Origin of the sequence: uncultured Marinobacter sp., assembly GCF_913055835.1 — a bacterium.
In the GTDB taxonomy this organism is placed as follows: Bacteria; Pseudomonadota; Gammaproteobacteria; order Pseudomonadales; family Oleiphilaceae; genus Marinobacter.
Genome location: NZ_CAJXKQ010000006.1, coordinates 74,855 through 98,982, shown reverse-complemented (window position 1 = coordinate 98,982; position 24,128 = coordinate 74,855). Strand labels below are relative to the sequence as shown.

General features: G+C 57.3%; 25 protein-coding genes. 9 read left to right on the top strand and 16 right to left on the bottom strand.

The window, feature by feature from the left end; translation table 11 throughout:
* Positions 1 to 38 precede the first annotated feature (38 nt).
* The 8 genes from rseP to rpsB form a co-directional block, all read right to left on the bottom strand.
* Complete coding sequence (gene rseP, locus QZ534_RS05680; RefSeq protein WP_296932406.1) at positions 39 to 1,388, bottom strand: RIP metalloprotease RseP; 1,350 nt, start codon at positions 1,386 to 1,388, stop codon at positions 39 to 41.
* 49 nt (positions 1,389 to 1,437) lie between these two features.
* A complete protein-coding gene (gene ispC, locus QZ534_RS05675) occupies positions 1,438 to 2,625 on the bottom strand; it encodes a 1-deoxy-D-xylulose-5-phosphate reductoisomerase (RefSeq protein ID WP_296932515.1) in 1,188 nt (395 codons plus the stop codon).
* A complete protein-coding gene (locus tag QZ534_RS05670; protein WP_296932402.1) occupies positions 2,625 to 3,464 on the bottom strand; it encodes a phosphatidate cytidylyltransferase in 840 nt (279 codons plus the stop codon). Before QZ534_RS05670 ends, ispC begins: the two co-directional genes overlap by 1 nt.
* A gap of 21 nt (positions 3,465 to 3,485) precedes the next feature.
* Positions 3,486 to 4,256 (bottom strand): polyprenyl diphosphate synthase, encoded by a 771-nt coding sequence (gene uppS / locus QZ534_RS05665; protein WP_296932400.1) that lies wholly within the window; start codon positions 4,254 to 4,256, stop codon positions 3,486 to 3,488.
* A 71-nt stretch (positions 4,257 to 4,327) separates the two neighbouring features.
* Positions 4,328 to 4,885 (bottom strand): ribosome recycling factor, encoded by a 558-nt coding sequence (gene frr, locus QZ534_RS05660; RefSeq protein ID WP_069184904.1) that lies wholly within the window; start codon positions 4,883 to 4,885, stop codon positions 4,328 to 4,330.
* A 74-nt stretch (positions 4,886 to 4,959) separates the two neighbouring features.
* Complete coding sequence (gene pyrH, locus QZ534_RS05655; RefSeq protein WP_008170379.1) at positions 4,960 to 5,688, bottom strand: UMP kinase; 729 nt, start codon at positions 5,686 to 5,688, stop codon at positions 4,960 to 4,962.
* Positions 5,689 to 5,873: 185 nt separating this feature from the next.
* Positions 5,874 to 6,743, bottom strand: coding sequence for a translation elongation factor Ts (gene tsf / locus QZ534_RS05650; RefSeq protein WP_069184905.1), 870 nt, complete (start codon positions 6,741 to 6,743; stop codon positions 5,874 to 5,876).
* Between the two features lie 92 nt (positions 6,744 to 6,835).
* Positions 6,836 to 7,588 carry a 30S ribosomal protein S2 gene (rpsB, locus tag QZ534_RS05645; protein ID WP_069184906.1) on the bottom strand — a complete coding sequence of 251 codons (753 nt, stop codon included), beginning with the start codon at positions 7,586 to 7,588 and terminating at the stop codon, positions 6,836 to 6,838.
* A gap of 253 nt (positions 7,589 to 7,841) precedes the next feature.
* Between rpsB and map the strand changes: the two genes are divergently transcribed.
* From map to dapE, 6 genes are all read left to right on the top strand, one after another.
* Positions 7,842 to 8,612, top strand: a complete 771-nt coding sequence (gene map / locus QZ534_RS05640) for a type I methionyl aminopeptidase (protein WP_064227416.1) — start codon at positions 7,842 to 7,844, stop codon at positions 8,610 to 8,612.
* Positions 8,613 to 11,258 (top strand): [protein-PII] uridylyltransferase, encoded by a 2,646-nt coding sequence (locus QZ534_RS05635; protein ID WP_296932389.1) that lies wholly within the window; start codon positions 8,613 to 8,615, stop codon positions 11,256 to 11,258.
* Positions 11,255 to 12,457: a succinyldiaminopimelate transaminase gene (gene dapC / locus QZ534_RS05630; protein WP_296932386.1), complete on the top strand. Its 1,203-nt coding sequence runs from the start codon at positions 11,255 to 11,257 to the stop codon at positions 12,455 to 12,457. The genes QZ534_RS05635 and dapC overlap by 4 nt, the downstream gene beginning before the upstream one ends.
* Positions 12,454 to 12,795 (top strand): ArsC family reductase, encoded by a 342-nt coding sequence (locus QZ534_RS05625; protein ID WP_296932383.1) that lies wholly within the window; start codon positions 12,454 to 12,456, stop codon positions 12,793 to 12,795. Before dapC ends, QZ534_RS05625 begins: the two co-directional genes overlap by 4 nt.
* An 88-nt stretch (positions 12,796 to 12,883) precedes the next feature.
* Complete coding sequence (gene dapD, locus QZ534_RS05620; RefSeq protein ID WP_296932380.1) at positions 12,884 to 13,912, top strand: 2,3,4,5-tetrahydropyridine-2,6-dicarboxylate N-succinyltransferase; 1,029 nt, start codon at positions 12,884 to 12,886, stop codon at positions 13,910 to 13,912.
* A complete protein-coding gene (gene dapE, locus QZ534_RS05615; RefSeq protein WP_296932377.1) occupies positions 13,899 to 15,035 on the top strand; it encodes a succinyl-diaminopimelate desuccinylase in 1,137 nt (378 codons plus the stop codon). Before dapD ends, dapE begins: the two co-directional genes overlap by 14 nt.
* A 409-nt stretch (positions 15,036 to 15,444) precedes the next feature.
* On the opposite strand, the gene QZ534_RS05610 is transcribed toward dapE, so the two are convergent.
* Positions 15,445 to 16,458 carry an IS110 family transposase gene (locus QZ534_RS05610; protein ID WP_296932374.1) on the bottom strand — a complete coding sequence of 338 codons (1,014 nt, stop codon included), beginning with the start codon at positions 16,456 to 16,458 and terminating at the stop codon, positions 15,445 to 15,447.
* A gap of 128 nt (positions 16,459 to 16,586) precedes the next feature.
* Positions 16,587 to 16,805: a SlyX family protein gene (locus QZ534_RS05605; protein ID WP_064227410.1), complete on the bottom strand. Its 219-nt coding sequence runs from the start codon at positions 16,803 to 16,805 to the stop codon at positions 16,587 to 16,589.
* Positions 16,806 to 17,027: 222 nt separating this feature from the next.
* On the opposite strand from QZ534_RS05605, the gene QZ534_RS05600 reads away from it, so the two are divergent.
* Positions 17,028 to 17,561, top strand: coding sequence for a cold-shock protein (locus QZ534_RS05600; RefSeq protein ID WP_296932369.1), 534 nt, complete (start codon positions 17,028 to 17,030; stop codon positions 17,559 to 17,561).
* 42 nt (positions 17,562 to 17,603) lie between these two features.
* On the opposite strand, the gene QZ534_RS05595 is transcribed toward QZ534_RS05600, so the two are convergent.
* The 3 genes from QZ534_RS05595 to QZ534_RS05585 form a co-directional block, all read right to left on the bottom strand.
* The gene (locus tag QZ534_RS05595; protein WP_296932367.1) at positions 17,604 to 17,978 is read right to left on the bottom strand and encodes a hypothetical protein; all 375 of its coding nucleotides are present in this window, start codon (positions 17,976 to 17,978) and stop codon (positions 17,604 to 17,606) included.
* Complete coding sequence (locus tag QZ534_RS05590) at positions 17,950 to 19,374, bottom strand: hypothetical protein (protein WP_296932363.1); 1,425 nt, start codon at positions 19,372 to 19,374, stop codon at positions 17,950 to 17,952. Before QZ534_RS05590 ends, QZ534_RS05595 begins: the two co-directional genes overlap by 29 nt.
* Positions 19,375 to 19,476: 102 nt before the next feature.
* Positions 19,477 to 19,917, bottom strand: a complete 441-nt coding sequence (locus QZ534_RS05585) for a VOC family protein (protein WP_296932360.1) — start codon at positions 19,915 to 19,917, stop codon at positions 19,477 to 19,479.
* 64 nt (positions 19,918 to 19,981) lie between these two features.
* On the opposite strand from QZ534_RS05585, the gene QZ534_RS05580 reads away from it, so the two are divergent.
* The gene (locus QZ534_RS05580) at positions 19,982 to 20,878 is read left to right on the top strand and encodes a DUF1853 family protein (RefSeq protein ID WP_296932356.1); all 897 of its coding nucleotides are present in this window, start codon (positions 19,982 to 19,984) and stop codon (positions 20,876 to 20,878) included.
* A 7-nt stretch (positions 20,879 to 20,885) separates the two neighbouring features.
* Here QZ534_RS05580 and QZ534_RS05575 read toward each other — a convergent pair whose 3' ends face one another.
* On the bottom strand, positions 20,886 to 21,464 hold the full coding sequence (locus QZ534_RS05575; protein WP_296932353.1) for an AAA family ATPase: 579 nt from the start codon (positions 21,462 to 21,464) through the stop codon (positions 20,886 to 20,888).
* Entirely contained in the window at positions 21,448 to 21,861 is a 414-nt protein-coding gene (locus QZ534_RS05570; protein WP_296932350.1) for a hypothetical protein, read from the bottom strand. The genes QZ534_RS05575 and QZ534_RS05570 overlap by 17 nt, the downstream gene beginning before the upstream one ends.
* Before the next feature lie 170 nt (positions 21,862 to 22,031).
* Between QZ534_RS05570 and QZ534_RS05565 the strand changes: the two genes are divergently transcribed.
* Positions 22,032 to 23,057 (top strand): NADP-dependent oxidoreductase, encoded by a 1,026-nt coding sequence (locus tag QZ534_RS05565; protein ID WP_296932346.1) that lies wholly within the window; start codon positions 22,032 to 22,034, stop codon positions 23,055 to 23,057.
* Between the two features lie 31 nt (positions 23,058 to 23,088).
* Here the strand turns inward: QZ534_RS05565 and QZ534_RS05560 are convergent, their stop codons facing one another.
* Complete coding sequence (locus tag QZ534_RS05560; protein ID WP_296932342.1) at positions 23,089 to 24,057, bottom strand: NAD(P)H-quinone oxidoreductase; 969 nt, start codon at positions 24,055 to 24,057, stop codon at positions 23,089 to 23,091.
* Positions 24,058 to 24,128 lie beyond the last annotated feature (71 nt).

Here is a 24,128-nt window from a genome sequence, read left to right as displayed (position 1 = left end):
ATTTCGCCTGGTTAATGCGCGTAAGGAGCCCGCAATTCTCACAACCGCATCAGGTCGTTGTAAAGAGCAAACACCATTAATGTGAGGATCATTGCCATACCAATTCGTAATCCAAACGCCTGAGCCTGCTCGGAAAGCGGCTTTCCCCGAAGAGCTTCGATGGTGTAGTAAACGATATGACCACCATCAAGTACCGGTACAGGCAGGAGGTTCAGAATACCCAGACTGACGCTGAGATAAGCCAGAAAACGCACAAAGTCTTCGAACCCCGAACTGACACTGGCTTCAGCAACCCGGGCAATGGTGATCGGGCCACTGAGATTTGTGGGCGACAACAGCCCGGTGACCATTTTCTTGATGGCCACCAGTGTTAATCGGGTGTCTGCCCAGGTTTCGCTGAGGGCAACCGGAATGGCAGCAAACGGACCGTAGCTGACATCACGCAGGACCTCGTCCGGCCATGAGATCGCTTCCACGCCCGCACCGACAAAACCGATCGACTCACCACTTTCCTGGGTCCTGGCCTCTGGTGTCACGCTGACAGATCGTTCCGTACCATTGCGCTCCAGCGTAACCTGAAGTGTCTGCTCCGGAGCATTCTGAATAAACTCGACCAGCTCAAACCAGCTGCTGACCGGCTCTCCATTCACAGCGACAATGCGATCCCCGGGTTGCAGCCCTGCAGCCTGCGCACGACCACCTTCGGAAATCTGCCCCAATACCGGGGGCACAGCGGGTCGCCACGGCGTGATTCCGAATTCCGCTAACGGATTGGGCGTATCATCACTCAGGCCCCATCCGGAAAGCTCACCGCTGACGGTGCCGCGAGCACCATCCTCGGAAACCTCCATGGAGATCAGACCATGCTCGCCGGTCCGCTCCAGAATACGCATATTCACATCACGCCAGGAACTGACACGATGGCCATCCACCGCGTGAATCTCCATGCCTTCCTGCAACCCTACCCTCTCGGCCACACTCTCATCGGCAATCTGCCCGACGATGGGCGCAACATGGGTAACGCCCACCACGCTCAACAGCCAGTAGGCAAAGATGGCAAAAATGAAGTTGGCCAAGGGGCCGGCCGCCGCGATGGCTATACGCTGGCCGGGAGGCTTTGACGTGAAGGCCTGCTCTCTTAATTCCTCCGGAACCGGGCCTTCGCGCTCATCCAGCATCTTGACGTAGCCGCCCAGCGGAATGGCAGCGACCGCAAACTCGGTTCCATGCTTGTCATACCAGGAAAACATCGGCTTCCCGAAACCGACAGAAAAGCGAAGCACCTTCACGCCACAACGCCGGGCCACCCAGAAATGACCGTATTCGTGAAGGGTCACCAGGATGCCCAGGGTAAGCGCGAGTGCGAGGACAGTTTCAATAATCTGCATAGCGTTCCTGATTGAATGGCTTCAGCCGGGCAACATTCCACTGCGACTATCAGACAGTTAACAGACCTATCTGTTCCTTCGCACGACCCCGTGCCTCTTTATCCTTGGCAAAGATAATGTCAAAGCTGTCTGCTGGCTCAACGGCAGTCGCAGCGAGCGTTCGCTCTATAATAACGGGGATATCCGAAAAACACAGGGTACCTTCGAGAAAAGCGGCGACGGCCACCTCATTGGCGGCATTCAGAACTGCCGGTGCTGTGCCACCCGCCTGGAAGGCTTCCGCAGCCAGGCGCAGACAGGGGAAGCGGACCAGATCCGGGCGTTCGAAGTGAAAACGCCCGATAGCGAACAGGTCCAGCGGTGCCACACCGGCATCAATTCGCTCCGGCCAGGCCAGACCATTGGCGATCGGCGTTCTCATATCCGGGCTGCCAAGTTGGGCCAACACAGAGCCGTCGGCATATTCAACCATGGAGTGAACAATGCTCTCGGGGTGAACATGCACCTCGACTTTATCGGGCGTGGTGTTGAACAGCCAGCAGGCTTCAATCAACTCCAGCCCCTTGTTCATCAAAGTCGCGGAGTCCACGGAAATCTTCTGCCCCATGGACCAGTTCGGATGGGCACAGGCCTGGGCAGGGGTTACCGACCGCAGGTCCTCGGCAGAGTGCTCTCTGAAGGGGCCGCCGGAAGCCGTCAACAGTATACGGGTAATGCCAGCACCCACTGGATCCCGAACCTTGTCTGCCGGCATACACTGGAAAATAGCGTTGTGTTCGGAGTCAATCGGCAGCAATTCTGCTCCGGACTCGGCCACGGCATCCATAAACAGTTTGCCGGACATCACCAGGGCTTCTTTATTGGCAAGCAATACCCGCTTACCTGCCGTTACTGCAGAAAGCGTCGGCAATAAACCCGCCGCCCCGACGATGGCCGCCATTACGGTATCAACCGCAGGCGCGGAAGCTACCTGGCATAACCCATCCAGGCCACCGAGCACCTCGGTATCGGGTAGGTCTGCCAAAAGCCCGGACAGAACAATGGCAGCGTCAGGATCGGCCATGACGGCTACCCTGGGACGGAATTCGCGACACAACACCGCCAGTTCCTCGGCCCGGGTGCTGGCGGTTAACGCATAAACCGAGAAGCGTTCCGGATGGCGCCGAACGACATCCAGGGTGCTGAGACCGATGGAACCTGTGGCTCCAAGAACACTGATAGAGCGGGTTACCATAATCACCAGTGCCCGGTTGTAAGCCAACCAAGTTGGGTAATGATCAGCGCGAATACCGGGATGGCGGCTGTCAGGCTGTCAATCCGATCCATGATACCGCCATGCCCGGGAAGCAGCTGGCTACTGTCCTTGATACCACGGTGCCGTTTGAGCATGCTCTCCAGCAGATCACCCAGAACGGAAACCAGGCCGGTTGCCAGACTGGCAACGATCAAGAGCATTGTCTGGGCCAGCCCTGCGGACGCCAGGAAGCTGACCACAAGGGCAAAAACTCCAACGGCCACCAGGCCGCCCCAGACGCCCGCCCAAGACTTGCCAGGACTGACCCTGGGTGCCAGCTTCGCTTTACCGAACGCCCTACCTGCGAAGTAAGCGCCGATATCGGCGACCCAGACGACGCAGAACACGTAAAGAATCAGCAGCAAGTTGTTGGTGCTGTCCCCGAACTGGAAGCCACCGGTGCGCAAGTGGTTCAGCCCCACCCAAGCAGGCACCAGTACAAACAACCCCATCACTGCTCTTGCCGGCAGACTGCCCCATTTATCTGAGCCGGCGGGATAACTTCGAACCAGAAGAAAGCAGACGCACCACCAAAGCAGCGCCAGCCAGAGCACTGCCACAAACGGAACGTTGAGCAGGCCATAGAGGATAACCGCGGTAGCCAGGGCATAACCGACCCTGCCTGCAGGATTCCCGATGCCGGACATATTCGCCCATTCCCAGGCGCCCACAGTGATAATGGCTCCGGTAAAGAGCGCAAATCCCAATGGCGGGAGAAAGAAGATCCCGCCAATGGCAATCGGAGCGAGGATCAGTGCGGTGATAATTCGGGTTTTTAACACGGTTGACGTCGCTATCGTTCGTTATTGTTGTAGAGCCTTGGCCGCTATCTGATCATCGGTCTGGCCAAAACGACGCTGTCGACCGGCATATGCCTGCAGGGCCTTGAGCATCTCTTCCTGCTGGAAATCAGGCCAGTACACCGGAGAAAAGTAAAGCTCTGAGTACGCGAGGTGCCACAGCATAAAATTACTGATTCTCTGCTCACCCGCGGTACGAATCATCAGATCCGGCATCGGCAGGTCACCAATGCTGAGGTGCTGCTGAATAAGGTCGTCGGTAATATCGGATGGGGCCAACTGGCCGGTACGAACCTGCTCTGCAACCTTGCGAGTGGCCTGGGTGATATCCCAGTGACCGCCGTAATTGGCCGCGATCACGAGGGTCATCCGGGAATTGTTTCGGGTCAGCTCTTCAGCCGCTTCCATATGTTCGCGAAGCGCAGAGCTGAACGCGGACCGATCCCCGATAATGCGCAGCCGGATGTCGTTCCGATGAAGCTTGCGCACCTCCCGTTCCAATGCGAACAGGAACAGTTTCATCAGGGCCGAAACCTCATCTTTTGGACGGCGCCAGTTTTCACTGGAGAAGGCAAACAGGGTAAGAACTTCCACGCCTTCTCGGGCACAGGTTTCCACCACCGCCCTGACCGCATCCACACCGGCCTTGTGGCCCGCCACTCCCTTGAGACGACGGGCCTTGGCCCACCGATTGTTTCCGTCCATGATGATGGCCACATGCCGGGGTCGGCTGTCTGCCGACACCGGAATCTCTGCGGATACAGTTCCCGTCATGAAATCCCCTGTGCGGCCGAAGCGCTTCACTGCTGCGGCCTTTCAATTCGCTTGCAAGTGAACCCGAACGGTCAAACCGCCATCAGGTCCTCTTCTTTGGCCTTGAGCATCTTCTCGACTTCCGCAATGTAGCGGTCAGTCAGCTTCTGGATCTCATCCTCGCCCTTGCGCTCGTCGTCTTCGGTGATTTCCTTCTCTTTCAACAGATCCTTGATCATGCTGTTGGCATCACGGCGCGCGTTGCGGATGGAGACACGACCGTGCTCGGCATCTGCTTTTGCCTGTTTGACCATTTCCTTACGGGTTTCTTCGGTCAGCATGGGCATCGGAATACGAATGATATCGCCGCTGGTGGCCGGGTTCAGGCCAAGATCTGACGCCATGATGGCCTTCTCGATGGTCGGCATCAGGTTTTTCTCCCAGGGGGAGACCGTCAGAGTCCGGTTATCCTCGACGTTGACGCTTGCCACCTGCTTGAGCGGTGTCTCCTGGCCGTAGTAGTTCACCGTGACACTATCCAGGATAGAAGGATGGGCCCGACCAGTGCGAATCTTGTTGAACGCATTGTTCAGAGACTCCAGGCTCTTCTTCATTTTCTTTTCGGCTTCTGCTTTGATGTCGTTAATCACTTCAGCATCCTCAATTCGTTCGTCATGTCATTCTGTATTCTGGCCCCACACTCCTGTGGGGCCTGGACAGTGATTTATTCGATCAGTGTACCTTCTTTCTCGCCAGTTACGATGCGAGTCAGCGCGCCTGCACGATTCATATCGAATACCCGCAGCGGCATGCCGTGGTCACGGGCGAGGCAGATAGCTGTCAGATCCATCACACCCAGCTTCTTGTCCAGAACCTCATCATAGGTGAGGTAGTCGTATTTCTCTGCACTGCTGTCCAGGTGCGGATCCGCTGAGTATACGCCATCCACCTTGGTGGCCTTGAGCACGGCATCGGCTTCGATTTCAATGCCACGCAGACAGGCAGCGGAGTCAGTCGTGAAAAATGGGTTACCGGTACCGGCACAGAAGATCACGACATCGCCGTCCTTGAGATCCCGTACCGCCCGACGTCGGTCGTAATGCTCGACGATGCCACTCATCGGGATAGCCGACATCACACGGGTACGGATATTGGAGCGCTCCAGGGCGTCGCGCATGGCAAGGCCGTTCATTACGGTGGCCAGCATCCCCATATGGTCACCGGTCACCCGGTCCATGCCGGCTGCATTCAGGGCTGCGCCACGAAACAGGTTACCGCCACCAATCACCAGACCAACCTGCACGCCAATACCAATCAGCGCACCAATTTCCAGTGCCATGCGGTCGAGAACTTTGGGATCAATACCGAAATCGTGCTCTCCCATCAGGGCCTCACCACTGAGTTTGAGCAGAACACGCTTGTATCTGGGCTGGGTTTTCGATGATGTCGGCATGATGATCCCCTTGTCGTCTGTTGGCTGCTATCCGGCGTGATACCCGTTGCAGGCTTGTATCTGACATACTCCTCAATAAAAGGGGTATCTCAGATACAAGCCCGCCACGAGAGCCGGAATTTCCCGGCTAACGTGGCAGACTCAGGTGATGCAGAGGCGCAACGCCAGCTGCATCAAACGAAGGATCAGGCCTTGCCTGTGCCGGCTGCAGCAGCAACCTCGGCAGCAAAGTCCACTTCTTCCTTCTCAATGCCTTCACCCACTTCCAGGCGAACAAAACCAACCAGCTCGCCACCGTTGGACTTGATCAGCTCGCCCACGGTCTGGTCCGGGTTCTTGACGAAAGGCTGCTCAACAAGGCTGTTTTCCTTGAGGAACTTCTTGATGCGGCCACCCATCATCTTCTCGACGATCTCGGCGGGCTTGCCTTCCATATCCGGCTGAGCCTTGATCACTTCTTTCTCTTTCTCAAGCTCTTCTGCCGGCATATCTTCCGGTTTGCCAACGCGCGGGTTAACGGCAGCGGCGTGCATGGCGATGTCACGTGCAACTTCAGGATCGCCGGCAGTCAGGGCGACTACAGAAGCAATCTTGTTGTTGCTGTGAACATATCCACCAACAACCGGGCCTTCAACCTTGACGATACGACGCACGGTGATGTTCTCACCGATCTTCTGAACCAGCGCTTCGCGCTTGGCTTCCAGATCGCCTTCCATCAGTTTGGCCACGTCGGTTTCGCCTTTTTCAAAGGCAACGTTCAGGACGTCATTGGCAAAGTTCAGGAAGTTGTCGTCGCGAGCAACGAAGTCGGTCTCGGAGTTCACTTCCAGAATGTAGGCAACAGTGTTGTCGTCAGAAATCTTGATCAGTGAAGCGCCTTCGGCAGCGGTACGGCCGGCCTTCTTGGCAGCCTTCAGACCGGAAGACTTGCGCAGCTCTTCGATTGCGGCGTCTACACTGCCTTCGGCCTCAACGAGCGCCTTCTTGCACTCCATCATGCCAAGGCCGGTACGCTCACGCAGCTCTTTGACCATTGCAGCGGTAATTGCAGCCATGTTCAATCCTCTCAAATGTTCCGAATTCGGTGGGGAGGTGCGCCCGGGGCGACCCGGGACACACCTTACATCTCAAACGTGAAGATAAAGCGTCACTCAGCGGCTGGAGCAGCGCCTTCAGCGTCTTCGCTGACTTCAACAAACTCGTCAGCGCCGGCACCGGCAGACTGGGCTGCTTCGATGCAGGTGTCAGCAACGGCTTTCACGTAAATCTGGATCGCACGAATGGCGTCATCGTTACCCGGGATCACGTAATCAACACCGTCCGGATCACTGTTGGTATCCACAACGCCAATGACGGGGATGCCCAGCTTGTTGGCTTCCTTGATAGCGATACGCTCATGGTCAACGTCGATCACGAACATGGCGTCCGGCAGGCCGCCCATGTCCTTGATACCACCGATAGAGCGCTCAAGGCGATCCATCTCACGGGTGCGATCCAGCGCTTCTTTCTTGGTCAGCTTGTCGAAAGTACCGTCCTGGCTCTGGGTTTCCAGATCACGGTAGCGACGGATAGACTGACGGATGGTCTTGTAGTTGGTCAGCATGCCACCAAGCCAGCGGTGGTTAACGAACGGCTGACCGGCACGCTCGGCTTCTTCCTTGATGATCTTGGCCGCGGCACGCTTGGTACCAACGAACAGGATCTTGTTCTTGTTCTCTGCCAACTGCTGAACGAACTTCAGCGCGTCGTTCATGGCAGGAACAGTCTGCTCAAGGTTGATGATGTGAATCTTGTTACGGGCGCCGAAGATAAACTTCGACATTTTCGGGTTCCAGTAGCGGGTCTGGTGACCGAAGTGAGCACCTGCCTTCAGCAGGTCACGCATATTTACCTGAGCCATGATAGTTACCTTTTTAGCTTCGGGTTAGTCCTCCACGTATCCGATTACCCCAACCTCGCTCCTTGAAAAGCAGGAGCAGGCACCCTGGGATAACGTGCCGACACGTGTGTGAATTTGCTGGATTCGTTTCCAGCGGGCGCGTTTATACCATATTCGAGCCAGTAAACGCCATTATTTTTGACGACCCGCTTCCTTGTACCCGGGCCGCAGGCCCCTTAAAATGCCGGTTTGATACACATCAACGGGAAGCCCAATGCAGGTATCGATCAAGACTCCGGAAGAAATCGAAAAGATGCGCGTCGCTGGCCGTTTGGCGGCCGAAGTGCTCGAGATGATTGGCGACTATGTCAAACCGGGCGTTTCCACTGAAGAACTCGACCGGATTTGCCACGACTATATTGTCAACGAGCAGAAGTGCATACCGGCACCGCTCAATTACAAAGGATTTCCGAAGTCTATCTGCACCTCGGTCAACCACGTTATCTGTCACGGCATTCCGTCAGAGAAGAAAATCCTGAAGGACGGAGACATCCTTAATATTGATGTCACCGTAATAAAGGATGGCTACCACGGTGACACCAGTAAAATGTGGATCGTTGGCAAGCCGAAACCGGGTACGGAGCGCCTGATCCAGATCACTCAAGAGTGCCTCTATAAAGGCATTGAGCTGGTGAAGCCGGGAACCCGCCTGGGAGATATCGGCCACGTCATTCAGCAACACGCCGAGAAACACCGGTATTCCGTGGTTCGGGACTATTGCGGCCATGGTATTGGCGCGGTGTTTCACGAAGAGCCGCAGGTTATGCATTACGGCAAACCCGGCACCGGCCTGGAGCTACAGGAAGGCATGACCTTCACCATTGAGCCGATGATCAACCAGGGCAAATACCAGACCAAACTTCTGCCGGATGGCTGGACAGTAGTAACCAAGGATCACAAGCTCTCTGCACAATGGGAGCACACCATCCTTGTGACTGCGGACGGCCATGAGGTTCTGACCAAGCGAAAGGAAGAGTCCTTCTAAGTGGACCAAAGCGAGCAGGAATCCCGCATCAGTAACGACCCCTCTCCGGTCAGAGCCGCCCGGGAGCTCTTGAGGGATAGGTATAATGCCGATGCCGAGGCCTTTCGGCAGGGCGCTGATGTTCGCGCCCTCGTCCACTCCCGGGCCGACACCGTCGACACCGTTCTAAGACTCATCTGGAATCGTTATCCGTTTTCAGACTCACCGGACATTGCCCTGATTGCCGTCGGCGGCTACGGGCGGGGTGAGCTCCACCCCCACTCCGACATTGACCTGCTAATCCTGACCCGAAATGGTATCGAAGACAGCTGGCAAGAAGATCTGGGCGCCTTCGTTACCCTCTTGTGGGACCTCAGGCTGGATATCGGTCACAGCGTCCGCAGCATCGAAGAGAGCAAAGCCGCCGCCCGGGAAGACATCACCATACTGACCAACCTGCTGGAAACCCGCACCATCGCCGGCCCGGATGAACTGCGGTCTGACCTGAGCGAGCAGGTATACTCGGACGGCGTCAGTACCGATCGCGACTATTTTATTGCCAAACGGGAAGAGCAGCAGCAGCGGCACCAGAAATACGGCGATACCGAATATAACCTTGAGCCCAACGTCAAAGGCTCACCGGGCGCCCTGCGTGACATCCAGACCATTGGCTGGATTACCAAGCGCCACTTTGGACTGCAGAACATTGCAGACCTGACCCGATTCAGCATTCTTACCGAGGAAGAACACCAGATTCTTTTCCAGGGTGAAACCTTCCTGTGGCAACTGCGCTATGGTTTGCAGCTGCTGGCCGACCGGAATGAGAACCGCCTGCTGTTCGACCACCAGCGTGCCCTGGCCCAGATGCTCGGCTACAAGGACGAGGGCAAGCGGCTCGGCGTTGAACTGATGATGCAGTCCTATTATCGGACGGTGTTGGCGCTCGCCGAGCTCACTGACGTGATCCTGCAGTATTACGACGAAGCCATTCTCGGCAGTGCATCCGAGGACGCCATCCAGCCAATCAACAAACGCTTCCAGATTCGCAACTACTATATAGAAGCGGTTAACAACCAGGTTTTTGCCTACGCGCCCTATGCCATCATGGAAATCTTTGTGCTGATGGCACAGCACCCGGAGATCAAGGGAATCCGGGCAACCACCATCCGGTCCCTGCGTGCGCATCGCCACCTGATCGACGATGCCTTCCGCTCGGATCTGGCGGTGACCACGCTGTTCATGGAGTTGCTCAGAACGCCCCATGCGCTGGACCAGACCCTGTCTGCCATGAAGAAGTACAACGTATTGGGCCGCTACCTGCCAGAATTCGGCCAGATTATCGGCCAGATGCAGCACGACCTCTTCCACATCTATACCGTGGACGCCCACACCATGCGGGTCATCCGCAACATGGTCCGGCTTAGCGGCACTGAGGCGCGGGACGAATACCCCCTTGCATCCCGCCTTATCCATCGGCTGCCAAAGCTGGAAACCCTCTACATTGCGGGCATATACCACGATGTTGCCAAGGGGCGCGGTGGCGACCATTCGGAACTGGGCGCCGTAGACGCCGAGGCTTTCTGCCACAGGCATCATCTCAGTGAGCGGGACACCCAACTGATTTCATGGCTGGTGGAGAACCATCTGCTGATGTCCATGACAGCCCAGCGCAAGGATATCTCCGACCCGGACATTATTCACGGCTTTGCCAGGGCGGTACCCAGCCAGGCCCATCTGGATTATCTCTATGTGCTGACGGTGTGTGATATCAGCGCTACCAACCCCAAACTCTGGAACACCTGGCGCGCATCACTGTTGCGCCAACTGTATATTGAAGCTAAACGGGCTCTGCGCCGAGGCACTGAAACTCCTATCGACCGGCAAGAGTGGGTTCGCGCAACACAGTCGGAGGCGCGCGAAATCCTGCACGCCCAGAACATGACCGATGAACAGATCGATGCCATCTGGGACACCGTCGACGAGGATTACTTCCTTCAGGACTCCACCGTCGATATCGCCTGGCAGACTGCAGCCATTATCCGCCATGGTGACAACCCGGACCCGCTGGTGCTTATTCGCGACACCCGTGGCGGCCCCACGGATGGCTACTCCCAAATCATCATCTATATGAAGGACCGGGTGGCCCTGTTTGCTGCGACGACCGCCGTCCTTGAGCAGTTGAACCTGAACATCGTGGACGCCCGAATCAGTTCCAGCGAAGGCCCCTACTCGATCAGCTCATACGTGGTACTGGATGACAAGGGCCAGCCGCTTGGCATTGACCCCGCGCGCAAGGAGCGCGTGCGATTGCGCCTGATCGAGGAATTGGATGACCCGGAGGACTACCCGGACATCATCCACCGACGCACTCCGCGGCAACTGAAACATTTTGCCTTTCCCACGGAGGTAACCTTCTCCAACGACACCATCAACCAGCGCACCGTTATGGAAGTGATTACGCCCGATCGGCCCGGCCTGCTGGCACGAGTTGGCCAGGTATTGCTTGAGCATCGGGTACGCCTGAGCACTGCCAAGATCGCGACGCTGGGCGAACGCGTAGAGGACGTTTTCTTCGTGACCGACGAGCACGGCGACCCCATCCGGGACCCAGCCGTGTGCCAGGCCCTGCAGCAAGATCTCTGTAAAATGCTGGACGACATTCAATGAATCCGAACCTGGACAGACTCCACCCCTACCCCTTTGAAAAGCTGGCCAAATTGAAGGCCGCCATTAACGTGCCAGATCATCTCCGGCCAATCTCTCTTGGCATTGGCGAGCCGAAGCACCCCTCGCCGGAGTTCGTCAAGCAGGTCATTGCAAACAATCTGGACAAGCTTGCCAATTACCCGACAACCCGCGGTACAGACGAACTCAGAGAGGCGATCAGTCGCTGGGCGACCCGCCGATTCAACCTGACACCCGGCAGTCTCAACCCGGCCGGTAACATCGTTCCGGTGAACGGCACCCGCGAGGCGATTTTTTCCCTCGTTCAGGCAGTGGTGGATGCCAGCAAGCCTGCCACCGTAGTCAGCCCCAATCCGTTTTATCAGGTCTATGAAGGTGCCGCCTTCCTGGCCGGCGCAACCCCGGTATACCTCCCCTGCGACGGCTCCAACGGTTTCATTCCCGATTTTGATTCGGTGCCGGAATCCATCTGGCAAGAGTGTCAGGTATTGTTCCTGTGCTCACCGGGCAACCCCAGTGGTGCCGTGATTCCGAGGGAAACGCTGGCCCGGGTAATTGCCCTGGCCGACAAATACGACTTTATTGTTGCCTCGGACGAATGCTACTCAGAGCTGTATCCGGATGAGAACAACCCGCCCGAGGGCCTGCTACAAACCTGCGCCGCCATTGGCCGTGATGACTACCGCCGCTGCGTGGTGTTCCACAGCCTTTCCAAGCGCAGCAACCTGCCCGGCCTTCGTTCAGGCTTCGTTGCCGGTGACGCCAGCATTCTTGATGGCTACCTGAAGTACCGCACCTATCATGGCTGCGCCATGCCCATCCACAACCAGCTGGCCAGCATTGCCGCCTGGAGCGACGAAGACCACGTTCGGGAGAACCGGGCCGCCTACCGCGCCAAGTTCGAAGCAGTGGTGCCCATTCTCAGGGAAGTCATGGATGTGAACTTCCCGGACGCTGGCTTCTACCTGTGGCCAGAAACGCCGATGGACGATGAAACCTTTGCCCGGGAACTCTCCGCCCAGCAGAACGTTCATGTCCTTCCGGGGCGCTACCTCTCTCGCACCGTGGATGGCCACAACCCCGGGGAAAACCGGGTTCGGATGGCTCTGGTTGCGCCGTTGGAAGAGTGCGTTGAGGCGGCAAACCGCATTGTTGAATTTGTTAAGGCGAGCCAGGAATGAAACTGTACGGCATCAAAAACTGCGATACGGTGAAAAAAGCCCGGAAATGGCTGGACGAGCACGGTGTCGATTACCAGTTCCACGATTTCAAGAAAGACGGTCTGGACGACGAAATGCTGTCCCGATGGGAGACTGCGGTTGGCTGGGAAAGCCTGCTTAACCGCCGTGGCACCACCTGGCGCAAACTTCCAGAGGAGGTTCGTGATACCATTAGCGCCCAAAGTGCCCACGCGATCATGCTGGACAATCCATCCATTATTAAGCGCCCGGTCGTGGAAAACGGCGAGGAAGTGCGCGTGGGTTTCAGTGCAGACGAATGGGCTGCATGGCTGACCTGAACCTCAGGTATACAGGTCCAAATTTTAACTCCGGAGTCGGAAGGCGCGAATTTCTGACCCCCACATTCAGAACAGGAGCAACCATCAGATGAGCTTTGCATTCGGTATCGGTATCGGCACCCAGAACAACCAGGGCGAGTGGCTGGAAGTCTTTTACCAGCAGCCGGTCATGACACCCGACAACACCCTGATGGACGTCATCTCCAATGCCCTGGATTACAAGGGTGGCAACCAGGCGATCAGTGCGACCGCCGAGCAGCTCAGCCAGCTCGCCAATGCCCTGCGACAGATTGGCCAGACAGACCAGGCAACCCTGGCGGACAAAGCCGCCAACAGCAAACGCCCGGTGGTTGTTACAGTACTGGAATCGGATGACACAGCCTCCAGCACGCCCGAGGTTTACCTCAAGCTTCACCTGATTTCCCACCGCATGGCGAAACCCCATGGTCTGAAGCTGGACGGCATCTTTGGTCTGCTGCCGAACCTGGCCTGGACCAACGAAGGCGCAATCGACCTCAACGAGCTTTCCGATCGCCAGCTCCAGGCCCGGCTGGAAGGCCGCACGCTGGAAGTGAAATCGGTGGACAAATTCCCGCAGATGACCGACTACGTGGTACCAAAGGGTGTTCGTATTGCCGACACCGCGCGGGTTCGCCTGGGCGCCTATGTGGGTGAAGGCACCACAGTCATGCACGAAGGCTTTATCAACTTCAACGCCGGTACCGAAGGCACCAGCATGATCGAAGGCCGTATCTCCGCCGGCGTTATGGTTGGCAAGGGCTCCGACCTGGGCGGTGGTTGCTCCACCATGGGTACCCTTTCCGGTGGTGGCAACATCATCATTGCGGTTGGCGAGAACTGCCTGATCGGCGCCAACGCGGGCATCGGCATTCCGCTGGGCGACCGCTGCAAGGTTGAGGCCGGGCTGTACATCACGGCTGGCACCAAGGTTGCCCTGCTGGACGACAACAACGAACTGGTTGAGGTAATCAAGGCCCGCGATCTGGCCAACCAGCCGGACCTGCTGTTCCGTCGCAACAGCCAGACCGGCGCGGTTGAATGCAAAACCAACAAATCCGCCATCGCGCTAAATGAAGAGCTGCATGCAAACAACTGATTCCCCGACTCTCGATCTTGCCATTGACCTGATCCGCCGGCCATCTGTCACACCCGACGATGCCGGCTGCCAGGAACTGATGATGTCTCGCCTGGCGCCCCTGGGTTTCACCGGCGAGAACCTGCGGTTTGGCGATACCGATAACCTCTGGGCCCGCAAGGGCTCCGAGGGGCCGGTTCTGGTCTTTGCCGGTCATACCGACGTGGTGCCGACTGGCCCGGAGAAGAACTGGGCACACCCGCCCTTTGATCCGGTAATCAGGGACGGCTATCTGCTGGGCCGTGGCGCAGCGGACATGAAGGGCAGCCTTGCGGCCTTCGTAACCGCCTGTGAGCGATTCGTTGCAAAACATCCCGATCACCGTGGCTCCATTGCCCTGCTCATCACCAGCGACGAAGAAGGGCCCGCCCAGCACGGCACTGTCAAAGTGGTGGAAACCCTGGAGGCCAGGAACGAGAAGATCGACTGGTGCCTGATTGGCGAGCCCTCCAGCACCCATGAAGTGGGTGATGTGATCAAGAACGGCCGCCGGGGCTCTCTGCATGGCTATCTGACTGTGCATGGCGTTCAGGGCCATGTTGCCTACCCGCATCTGGCCGAGAACCCGGTTCATACCGTGGCTCCGGCTCTTGATGCGCTGGCAAAGGAATTCTGGGATAACGGCAACGACTTTTTCCCACCAACCACATTCCAGATCACCAGAATGGAAGCGGGCACCGGCAGTAATATTATTCCCGGTGAGTGCCTCGTGCATTTCAACTTCCGCTACTGCACTGAGAACACAGCAGAGAGTCTCGAAGAAAGGGTGGTAGCCATCCTGGACCGTCACAACCTGAAGTACGATCTGCAATGGCACCTCAGTGGGCGTCCGTTCCTCACGGACAAGGGCGCGCTCGTATCGGCCAGCCAGAGCGCCATTCGCACGGTGACAGGTCGGGAAACCGAACTTTCCACCTCCGGCGGCACCTCGGATGGCCGCTTCATTGCACCCACCGGTGCACAAGTGGTGGAGCTAGGCCCTATCAACGCAACCATTCATAAAGTGGATGAATGCGTGAAGGCCGAGGATCTCAACACTCTGTCGGACATCTACGAGCAGATTCTGATCGAACTCCTCGCTTGAGACGTGGACCTGGGTTCAGATGAAAATGGGGTCACCCATTAGCCAGTCGTAGTCAACAGGCAATACCAATCCACCACAACCGCTGGTTGTGGTGGCTCCTCCCTTCTAATACGCACCCGGTGTTCTCAGTGGTGGTTGCGGACTGATCCGCACCAGACACCCATCAGGATCAAGGCCACCCGTCAGAGCAGCCCCTGGCCGAAGCCCCAGAAAACCGTCGGTGCCTGATCGTGTCCAGATGGATACAGATGTGGTGGTTTGCCAACGCGTGGCGCCAGTCTCTTGATGGTTCACGATCAGGGCGCATCAGTGCACCTTCGGTGCTCGGGAGAATGTGCGGGGACTCATTCAGATTTCTGGTTTTACCATCCCCATTTCGGAGCTCCCCCGCACATTCAAAGCAAAATCATCAAGCAAACAATCGCGTTTCATCGAACACCACCCCGTCCCGCATCACGTAATAGCAGGCGCGCGCCAGCTTGTGGGCCAGGGCCTTGGTCGCCAGGGCGCCGTTTTTCTGGGCCCGCTTGCGCTGGTAGAACCGGTGCGCCACCTTGTTGTGTCGGATGATACTGTGAGCCGCTTCGACAAAGGCCCAGCTCAGGTACTTGTTGCCATTGCGGGTGTTATTGCGACCCTTTGCTTTGCCGTTACTGAGCCTTTGGCTGTTGACGCAGCGACAGTAGGATGCGAACTGGCCTACAGTCGAGAAGCGGTCGATGTCGCCGGTTTCCAGAGCGATGGTCTGGCCCAGGATAGGACCGACGCCATCCACCGTCAGCAATGACTGGAGATACGGGTTGTCCTGGGTCTGCTTCGCCACGTGGCGTTCGATCAGTTCAATCTGTTCGTTGAGCGCCTGCACCATCACCAGATGACAGCGCAGGGCAAATCGCAGGTTCGGATGATGGTGTACCTGGAGCAGTTGAGGCGATGCCCGCTTGAGTTCGGTGCAGTTTACCTGCACCCCAGTGCAGCGACGGATCTGGCATTGGGCGCTCAGCAGATGCATCACCCGCTCCCGGTTGAGGAACAACCGTTTGCGCAGCAGATCCCGCAATGTTCGCTGCTCGTAGGGATAAATATACCCCGTGGGCAGAATACCCAGGCGCATCAGGTGAGCCAGCCAGCGCGCGTCGGAGACGTCGTTGGTGTGCTTCAGACCTTTGTACTGTTGCACGGCGTGGGTGTTGACCAGCATGACGTGGTAGCCGGCCGCTTGCAGGCCGTCCACCAGCCAATACCAGTTGAAGGTGGACTCCACGGCAACCCCGTAAAGTTCATTCTGAAAGGGCGACAGAGCCCGCTCGATGGCGGGCAAGTCGTTCGGTAAACGCTCCTGGTAGAGGACGGTGTCATCCTCATCAAGAATAACAACCACGCTATTGTTGGAGTGCAAGTCGATGGCGCAGAATGGGGTCATGTCAGCCTCCTGTAGTGGCAGTGAGTTTGCCAACTACCAGCCTACTCCGGATGACGGACTATGGGAGGCTGGCTACATGATTTTCAGATGAACTTTTCTTCTGACCCCATTTTCATCTGACCCTGTTTTTAGTAGTGAGGCGGAGGCGTCTCGTCCTGCTCAGACTTGATATTGGACGGCGAAACATCCTTGAGCTGTTTGTGCAGCAACCGTTTGGCCTCCCACAATTCCCGGATATCCATTTCCTGCCTGGCCACCTGCTCACTCAGGGTATTGATAACGTCGTCCTGAAAGGCCAGTCGCGTTTCCAGCTCGTCCAGTCGGGTTTCCAGATCGTTCTGGCTCATTGGGTATTGGCACTCCCTGGATGGATCTATCAAGAATGTGATCGATGACACTGCTTACCCCGCTGCTTGGTCAGCGCTCGGGATAATCTGGTATCATGCCGCTTTTGCCCGCCAGCGCTCCCGTTTTCCGCGGAACTGGCGGTTTTCACCGGCCGGATGTGCGATTTTACCCGATATCCGGTTTTTATCGTTAGCGTTACAAGAATGGAGAAATTTCAGTCAATGCGTAATCCATCCAAAGCGATCCTTTTTGCTCTCCTGATCGCCATACCCGCGCCTCTGGTGCTTGCCCTGTTGCTGTCGTTCACACCCGAGCCACTTCGCCTGATCGCTGCAGGCCAACTGGTAGAGGCGCTGGGTAGCAATCGCGGTATCGCCGCCTACATCATCACGCTGATCGTTTTTGGCGTTGCGGGCTTCCTGGCCATTGCGTTCTCAGTCAAGAAACCGGCCGAACAGCGCAGCACTTCCCGGCCAAGCAATCGTGCACCGAGCCAAAGCTACAACGACGACGATGATGATGGCTATGACGAAAGCAGTCCTGAAGGTAACGAGGAAGGCACCGTCAAATGGTTTAACGTGAAGAAAGGCTTTGGTTTTATTGTACGCGACAGTGGCGACGAGGTTTTCGTACACTTTCGCGCGATCCGCGGCCGCGGTCGTCGGGTTCTGCGCCAGGGCCAACTGGTGCGCTTCAATGTTGTGGAGGCAGACAAAGGTCTTCAGGCCGACAACGTTTCCATCCTGAGCGAGTAATCGCCCACTGAAAACGAAGAGGCAGCCTACGGGCTGCCTCTTTCAGTTCCAGACGACTTGTTGCTCGCCCCGGTGATCCAATCGCCACCACTTCTCATCGTCTACCGGCTCACCTTCTTTCCAGTCTCCCGGACTACAGCGAATCTCGGTATCCATGGCACGCCAGGCGCTGCGCGCGCAGTCCAGATCACTGTTCCAGGGCACTCTCGGGCCTTCAATAACCAAGGAGGTAAACCGCTTTCCGAAAGCTCCGGGGTAGAGCGATAGCCGCAGCCTTTCGCCCTCGTAGCGGGCCACGCCCTTGATCACGCTCGTTACCTGACCGTCATCCAGTTCCAGTTCGTCCAGATGGTTCTCAAGCCACCCAGAGACCGCACCTGGCTCCAGATCACGAATGTAAATTTCCAGATCCTGCACCTGCTGAATCTCCGTCCTGCCGTTTACAATGAAGCACATAGTGAACCGGCCCGGGCCGCGCTGCAACCCAGCGCTCGAGTTCCTGTCGTAAATCTTCCGCACACAACCGACGCAACGTGCCTGCAGCCTTTCGCTCATGCCAAGCCACTTCGGCCGCAACACGATGGAGCTGGATTTCGCCTAGCGACGCCTCGATATCATCAAGCGGCTCTTTTCGCGCCAGCGCCACCAGGGACTGACGCCTCAGGGTGTCGGCCTGCCCTGCCAGAGCCACCGCCTCGGCCGGCCCTCTTCGCGCAAAGAGATCAAGCCTCGCAGCGGCCCGTTCCAGCCACTGAAGCATTCCTCCGGGTGTGCTCACACATCGGCTTCGACGAGAGGCAGCAAACCGGATCAACGGGCGGGAAATCTGGACGTTCCACTGCTTCTCGATAGCCGCCTGATGCGCGGTCAGAATGGCCTGACGCTGAACCACACTTGAAACCGGCATATCAAAGATGTCGAGAGTTCGGCCAAGACGATGTTGCAGTGAGGCGCCCGCACCGCTTTCCATGGGCTCGTCAGGACCCAGCAAGAGTATTGGGCCTGCCCACTGCAGTACCAGGGCTGATGCCAGCCCACCAGAAAGATCCATCAAGGTAATCAGATCAGCCGGTGAGATATTATCCAGTACCAGTACCGGCCAGCGAGACCTGTCCTCTCCCGGAAAAGCATCCGATGAGCGCGTCGGAAGAACCGGAAGATCACTCGCCATGATCTCCGCTTCACGCCTGAGATCCAGCTCGACATAATCCTGCTCAAGTACAGGGAGCAGCGATTGCAGCCAGGCGGTTTTGCCCGCCCCGCGCTCACCACGCACCCATATCATGGCTGACGGAGAGGCCGCCAGACCGATCGCGACATCCTCGGCCAGTTCAACCCATGCAGAATCAGTCACTACCACGGGCGCTCGCTGGAATTCATCAATTGGTGGCGGCTCCCGATCCTCGGAAGGATCCGGCCAGCGTGGGACCAGCTCAAAAACCGCCACATAGGCTTTCTCCTGCAGCCGTTCCGCGTGGCGAACCAGGGTCTCCAGCAGTTGCGACCATCCAAGCCATGGTGAATCGCTGGTTTCCCGGGCCGCCGCGAACCAGTACATCAGTTGGGAAGATAACTGCCCTTCGCCACCAACCTCTGTAACGATCGGTTGTTCGCACTGAATGGTGCGGGTAAGTTCATCCATATCCACGCCGCAGCCGCGCAGAAAGCGGGCTATCGCAGGCGCTGAGTCCAGCAGGGCAAGCAGGTAGTCTTCAACGGTAATTACCGAGCCACCGCGGCGTTCAACACTTTCCCGGGCTCGTAACAAAGCGGTCTGGCACTGGGGATCCAGGCATCCTTGCCAATCGTCCATCAAACTTCTCCATGTTATGAATGCATCATCCTGATGCGAAAGCTATATTGCAGGCCGCTACTATATCACGCTCGCCCCCCCTGTTGCGGCCGGCCTGAGGGCTTACCAGGTACCAGTGTTTTCCATACTGGCCCAGGGTTCTTTCGGTGGCAGTGCCTCGCCTTTCTGCAGAAGCTCGATCGAGATGTTATCTGGCGTGCGGATAAAAGCCATATAGCCATCACGGGGCGGACGATTAATCGTTACCCCATTGGCTTTAAGGTGCTCACAAAGGGCATAAATGTCATCCACCCGATAGGCCAGATGGCCGAAATTGCGCCCGCCGGTATACTCTTCCGGATCCCAGTTGTAGGTAAGTTCGATCATCGGCGCCCGGTCTTCACGGGCACGGGCTTCGTCTTCCGGCGCGGCCAGGAAAACCAGAGTGAACCGGCCTTTGTCGCTGCTCTTGCGATTGATCTCAACCATCCCCAGCAGATCGCAAAAGAAATGCAGTGTCTCATCCAGGTTACTCACCCGGATCATGGTGTGAAGATATTGCATGACGCCTCCTTCAGAACTGTATTGATCATCGTGCCTTGCGGACAGTTTACGGTATTCTGGCCATATGGATGCAAAAACAACGCACTACTCTACTTCAGGCCTGACCACCCCGGCAGTCCGGCATCTTGCCTGGCTGTGCCAGGCGCCCCAACTGCTGCAGTCTCCACTGACGTTTGAGCCGGGCCGTTATCTGCCTGACGGTATGACAGAACAACTTCAGGCCTGGGATCAAAACCCGGAAACGGCGCCTGCGCTGCTCAGAGAGACACCCCAGAAGCGACTCGGATTCTATTTCGAGCGGCTTTACCGGGTATTACTGGAAGATCTGCTGGGCTGGGATGTTCTGCTGCAGAACCAACAAATACAGTCCCAGGGTCGAACCATTGGAGAGCTGGATTTCGTGGTACACAATCGCTCTGAGGATCGAATCGAGCATCACGAAATTGCCATCAAATACTACCTGGGGGTTCCGGAGCAAAGAGGTAATACTCTCTGGTACGGCCCTAACGCAAGAGATCGACTGGACCTTAAGTCAGATCGCATGCTCAACCTGCAAAGCCAGCGAACCAGATTGCCCGAAGCCAGAGCACTGCTCGCCGAAGCTGGAATCAACGAACCCGTGACGCCCCGCATTTTCATGCCGGGCTATCTGTTTTACCCCAAAGAAACCCGCGCAATTGCGCCCGAGTCAGTGCCTGCTAATCACCTTCGCGGACACTGGTGCTACATCTCACAGATCGAGCCGCCAGACATCCCAGGTTGGGTGGTTTTGAACAAACCCCACTGGATCGGTCCATGGCGCCAGGAAGAGCCTCCTCGGGCTGATGCCGTAACGGCTGCGCTGAATACCATCAAGCGCCACGGCATTCCGCTATTGCTCGCAAAGCTCGAAAAGAATTGCGTGAGCGGATTATGGCAGGAAACCAATCGCCTGTTTGTGGTGCCCGAAAGCTGGCCGTGATGAACCATCAGGTGTCAATCAGATCTGCCGCCCAATGAGGCAGGCTTTCCTGCAAGGAACGCCACTGACCACTTTCCCAGACCGCAACGCGCACATAGGGCTGATCGAGACTCGAGTTATCAATCAGGTGCAATTCATCCGCCAGACCGATGCACTGGCGAAGGTTCTCCACGGTTCTTGGAATCCGCGACTCAATCTTCGCTTCCGGAACATTATGCCCACCGGACGTTACCCGGGACGCGACCCGGGCCTTGTTAAGGGATACCAGTTCCAGGTGGAAGTAAAACAGCCGAATGCGAAATCCTGCCGCTTTGGCAGCCCCGACAAAATCCACTTTGGAAGGATGGGAAAAGACCGTTTCAAAACAGAATGTTTGACGCTCCTCCAGCAGTCTGAGCCGCTCCCTTTCGGCAATCAGGGCCGCTTCATAACTGTGCTTCTCCGGCGCGTCCGGCCAGACACTTCGGGCGATGTTGTCGGCATTCACCAGCGGGATTCTGCGACGAGCCAGAAACCGCTCATAGAACGTTGTTTTTCCGGCCCCATTTCCGCCAACCAGCAGCCACAGTTCAGGCTGCGTTGTCACGGTCACTCAGTGCCTCAAAACGCCCGTTGCGAAACTGGCCGACTTCGCGGCTGCCGTCCGGATAGATCGCTTCCAGATAGCCCGGTTTCTCGCCAGAAGCCTGGTAAACCGTGCGCCCCCGGCTGATAGAGCGCTCCAGGTCACCGCTTTCCCGGGCCTGATCCACCTCAGCCCAGAGGTCATCGCTGGAAATCGATTCGGCCACCACCGGCTCCACCCTCACCTGGCGGATACCCTGGAGAATGGCGATCAGATCTTCTGCACTCACCTCACCGGCAACAGCGCGCCCTATCTCGGCCCAATACTCGATCTGCTTGGGCGTCGAGCGCCGATTGACCGCACCCTCAGCGGCGGCGTGACGGACGAGCGAATCGTCGAGACGGACGGCGGTAGTCATGGTTGCCTCCAAAGAAGATATCTAGTTCGCACCTCAAATTATGGCACTTGTTGCATTTCGCTACAACTGAGACCAAACGTTGCAAGAAAACAAGCACCAGCTTAACAGTTGACCCGACAATCATTCTGCTGCACCCTAATCTGGTTTCATTATGCAACCGGAGAGAACAAGTGAGCGAATACCAGAACCGAGCCGTCGTGCTCAAACAACGCCCGCAAGGTGAAATCCAACAAGGCGATCTCGTTTTGGAAGAACGCCCTGTCCGCTCCCCCAACGATGGAGAAGTTGTTGCTCAAGTGCTCTGGCTTTCGCTGGACCCCTACATGCGTCCCCGCATGAACGACGCCAAAGGCTACATGGACCCCATTGGCATCGATGAGCCCATTGTCGGCGAGAGTGTTGCCCGAATTGTGGAATCGCGTTCAGACGATCTGAAGGTCGGCGACCTGGTGACCTGCTACTCCGGCTGGCAGGAATACGTGACCTTTCCGGCCGATGCGCCGATGGTTTACAAGATTCAGCAACGGGAGAATGTGCCCCTGCAAGCCTACCTTGGCGTTGCAGGCATGCCCGGGCGCACCGGTTATTGCGGCCTGATGTACGTGGGTAAACCGAAAGCCGGCGAAACCGTAGTTGTCTCGGCGGCTTCCGGCCCTGTGGGCACCGTGGTTGGCCAGACCGCGAAAACAGAAGGGTGCCGGGTGGTTGGCGTCGCCGGCGGGCCCGAAAAGTGCAATTTCGTGGTCAATGAACTGGGCTTCGACGCCTGCGTCGACTACAAGGCGGGCAACCTGGAAGCGGACCTGAAAACCGCCTGCCCCGACGGCATCGACATCTACTTTGAAAACGTAGGGGGTGCCGTTACGCGCGCCGTTGCCCCATTGTTGAATGAGGGAGCCCGGGTACCCATCTGCGGATTTGTCTCTGCCTACAATGCAAAAGATATGGCCAGCGTAGAGACTCCCTTCCACGTGCTTGGGGCACTGGATCCCGCTCCCGAGCATCGTTTTTTCCTTGTGACCGAGTGGCAGGACCAGCATCAGGAAATCACAGACATCCTGGCCTCACGGGTTGCCTCGGGTGAACTCAAATACAGGGAGACCGTTGCCGAAGGTCTTGAAAATGCCGTTGATGCCTTCAAGGGCATGCTGAAAGGACAGAACTTCGGCAAACAGCTGGTTCATATCGCAGACTGATTACTCTGCGGAGGCGCGAGGGCCTGCGTGATCAATCGGCGATTTTCAGGAGCACCTTGCCGGTGTTCCTGTTCTCGGCCACATAGGCCATCGCGTCTTCCACCTGCTCTATCGGCCAGGTGCTATCAATCAGGGGCTCAATCTGGCCGGCTGCGAGCAGTGGCCAGACATGCCGGTAGAGCGCCTGCATCACCTCGCCCTTATCCTCGACCGTCCGTGAACGGAGAGTGGAACCGATCAGGCGTTGGCGTTTAACCAGCATCAGGCCCAGATCCACCTCGGCCATGCGGCCGCCCATCAGTCCAATCAGTACAATCCGGCCATCAACATTCAGAACCCGCTGATCCTCGGCAATATATTTGCCGCCGACCGGGTCCAGAACCATATCCACACCGCCCCACGCAGTGACAGCATCCACAAAGGACCCCTCGTTTCGGTTCCAGACACCACTGGCTCCCAGATTGCGGCACACCTCCAGCTTGGCTTTGTCACCGGCGGTCGCAAAGACCGGATTGCCAAAGGCAGTCGCCAGTTGAATGACCGCAGTCCCAAGGCCGCTGGCACCGGCGTGCAACAGCACCCGCTCACCCGGTTTCAGTGCGGCTTCGTGATAGAGGTTCAGCCACGCCGTGGCAAACACCTCCGGAATGGCCGCCGCTGCCTCCAGAGATAATCCTTTGGGCACAGGTAGTACCTGTACCGCCGGCACCACCACGCGGGTGGCGTAACCGCCGCCGGTCAGCAAGGCGCAGACTTCATCGCCGGGCTTGAACTGGGTGACACCCGATCCAACCGAGGTGATCCGGCCACTGACTTCCAATCCCAGAATCTCAGACGCCCCCGGCGGCGGTGGATACACACCCGCCCGCTGCATCAGGTCGGCACGATTGATGGCTGTCCAGACAACCTCGATTTCGACGTGGTCTGCCGGCGGTTCTCCCGGCCCTTCCCAGGAATCCCAACTGAGGTTACCCCCGCTTACCTTGATTGCTTTGATCATGTATGACGTCTCGGCCTTGCTCATATGGGCACAGGATACCCTATGTTTTTCGAGCATTGCACAAATGACGC

What these genes read in the sequence shown, in the direction of transcription:
- rseP (WP_296932406.1), bottom strand. Translation starts at nt 1,388, where the DNA reads ATGCAGATTATTGAAACTGTCCTCGCACTCGCGCTTACCCTGGGCATC.
- uppS (WP_296932400.1), bottom strand. Translation starts at nt 4,256, where the DNA reads ATGACGGGAACTGTATCCGCAGAGATTCCGGTGTCGGCAGACAGCCGA.
- pyrH (WP_008170379.1), bottom strand. Translation starts at nt 5,688, where the DNA reads ATGCCGACATCATCGAAAACCCAGCCCAGATACAAGCGTGTTCTGCTC.
- tsf (WP_069184905.1), bottom strand. Translation starts at nt 6,743, where the DNA reads ATGGCTGCAATTACCGCTGCAATGGTCAAAGAGCTGCGTGAGCGTACC.
- rpsB (WP_069184906.1), bottom strand. Translation starts at nt 7,588, where the DNA reads ATGGCTCAGGTAAATATGCGTGACCTGCTGAAGGCAGGTGCTCACTTC.
- map (WP_064227416.1), top strand. Translation starts at nt 7,842, where the DNA reads ATGCAGGTATCGATCAAGACTCCGGAAGAAATCGAAAAGATGCGCGTC.
- dapC (WP_296932386.1), top strand. Translation starts at nt 11,255, where the DNA reads ATGAATCCGAACCTGGACAGACTCCACCCCTACCCCTTTGAAAAGCTG.
- QZ534_RS05625 (WP_296932383.1), top strand. Translation starts at nt 12,454, where the DNA reads ATGAAACTGTACGGCATCAAAAACTGCGATACGGTGAAAAAAGCCCGG.
- dapD (WP_296932380.1), top strand. Translation starts at nt 12,884, where the DNA reads ATGAGCTTTGCATTCGGTATCGGTATCGGCACCCAGAACAACCAGGGC.
- dapE (WP_296932377.1), top strand. Translation starts at nt 13,899, where the DNA reads ATGCAAACAACTGATTCCCCGACTCTCGATCTTGCCATTGACCTGATC.
- QZ534_RS05610 (WP_296932374.1), bottom strand. Translation starts at nt 16,458, where the DNA reads ATGACCCCATTCTGCGCCATCGACTTGCACTCCAACAATAGCGTGGTT.
- QZ534_RS05605 (WP_064227410.1), bottom strand. Translation starts at nt 16,805, where the DNA reads ATGAGCCAGAACGATCTGGAAACCCGACTGGACGAGCTGGAAACGCGA.
- QZ534_RS05600 (WP_296932369.1), top strand. Translation starts at nt 17,028, where the DNA reads ATGCGTAATCCATCCAAAGCGATCCTTTTTGCTCTCCTGATCGCCATA.
- QZ534_RS05590 (WP_296932363.1), bottom strand. Translation starts at nt 19,374, where the DNA reads ATGGACGATTGGCAAGGATGCCTGGATCCCCAGTGCCAGACCGCTTTG.
- QZ534_RS05585 (WP_296932360.1), bottom strand. Translation starts at nt 19,917, where the DNA reads ATGCAATATCTTCACACCATGATCCGGGTGAGTAACCTGGATGAGACA.
- QZ534_RS05580 (WP_296932356.1), top strand. Translation starts at nt 19,982, where the DNA reads ATGGATGCAAAAACAACGCACTACTCTACTTCAGGCCTGACCACCCCG.
- QZ534_RS05570 (WP_296932350.1), bottom strand. Translation starts at nt 21,861, where the DNA reads ATGACTACCGCCGTCCGTCTCGACGATTCGCTCGTCCGTCACGCCGCC.
- QZ534_RS05560 (WP_296932342.1), bottom strand. Translation starts at nt 24,057, where the DNA reads ATGATCAAAGCAATCAAGGTAAGCGGGGGTAACCTCAGTTGGGATTCC.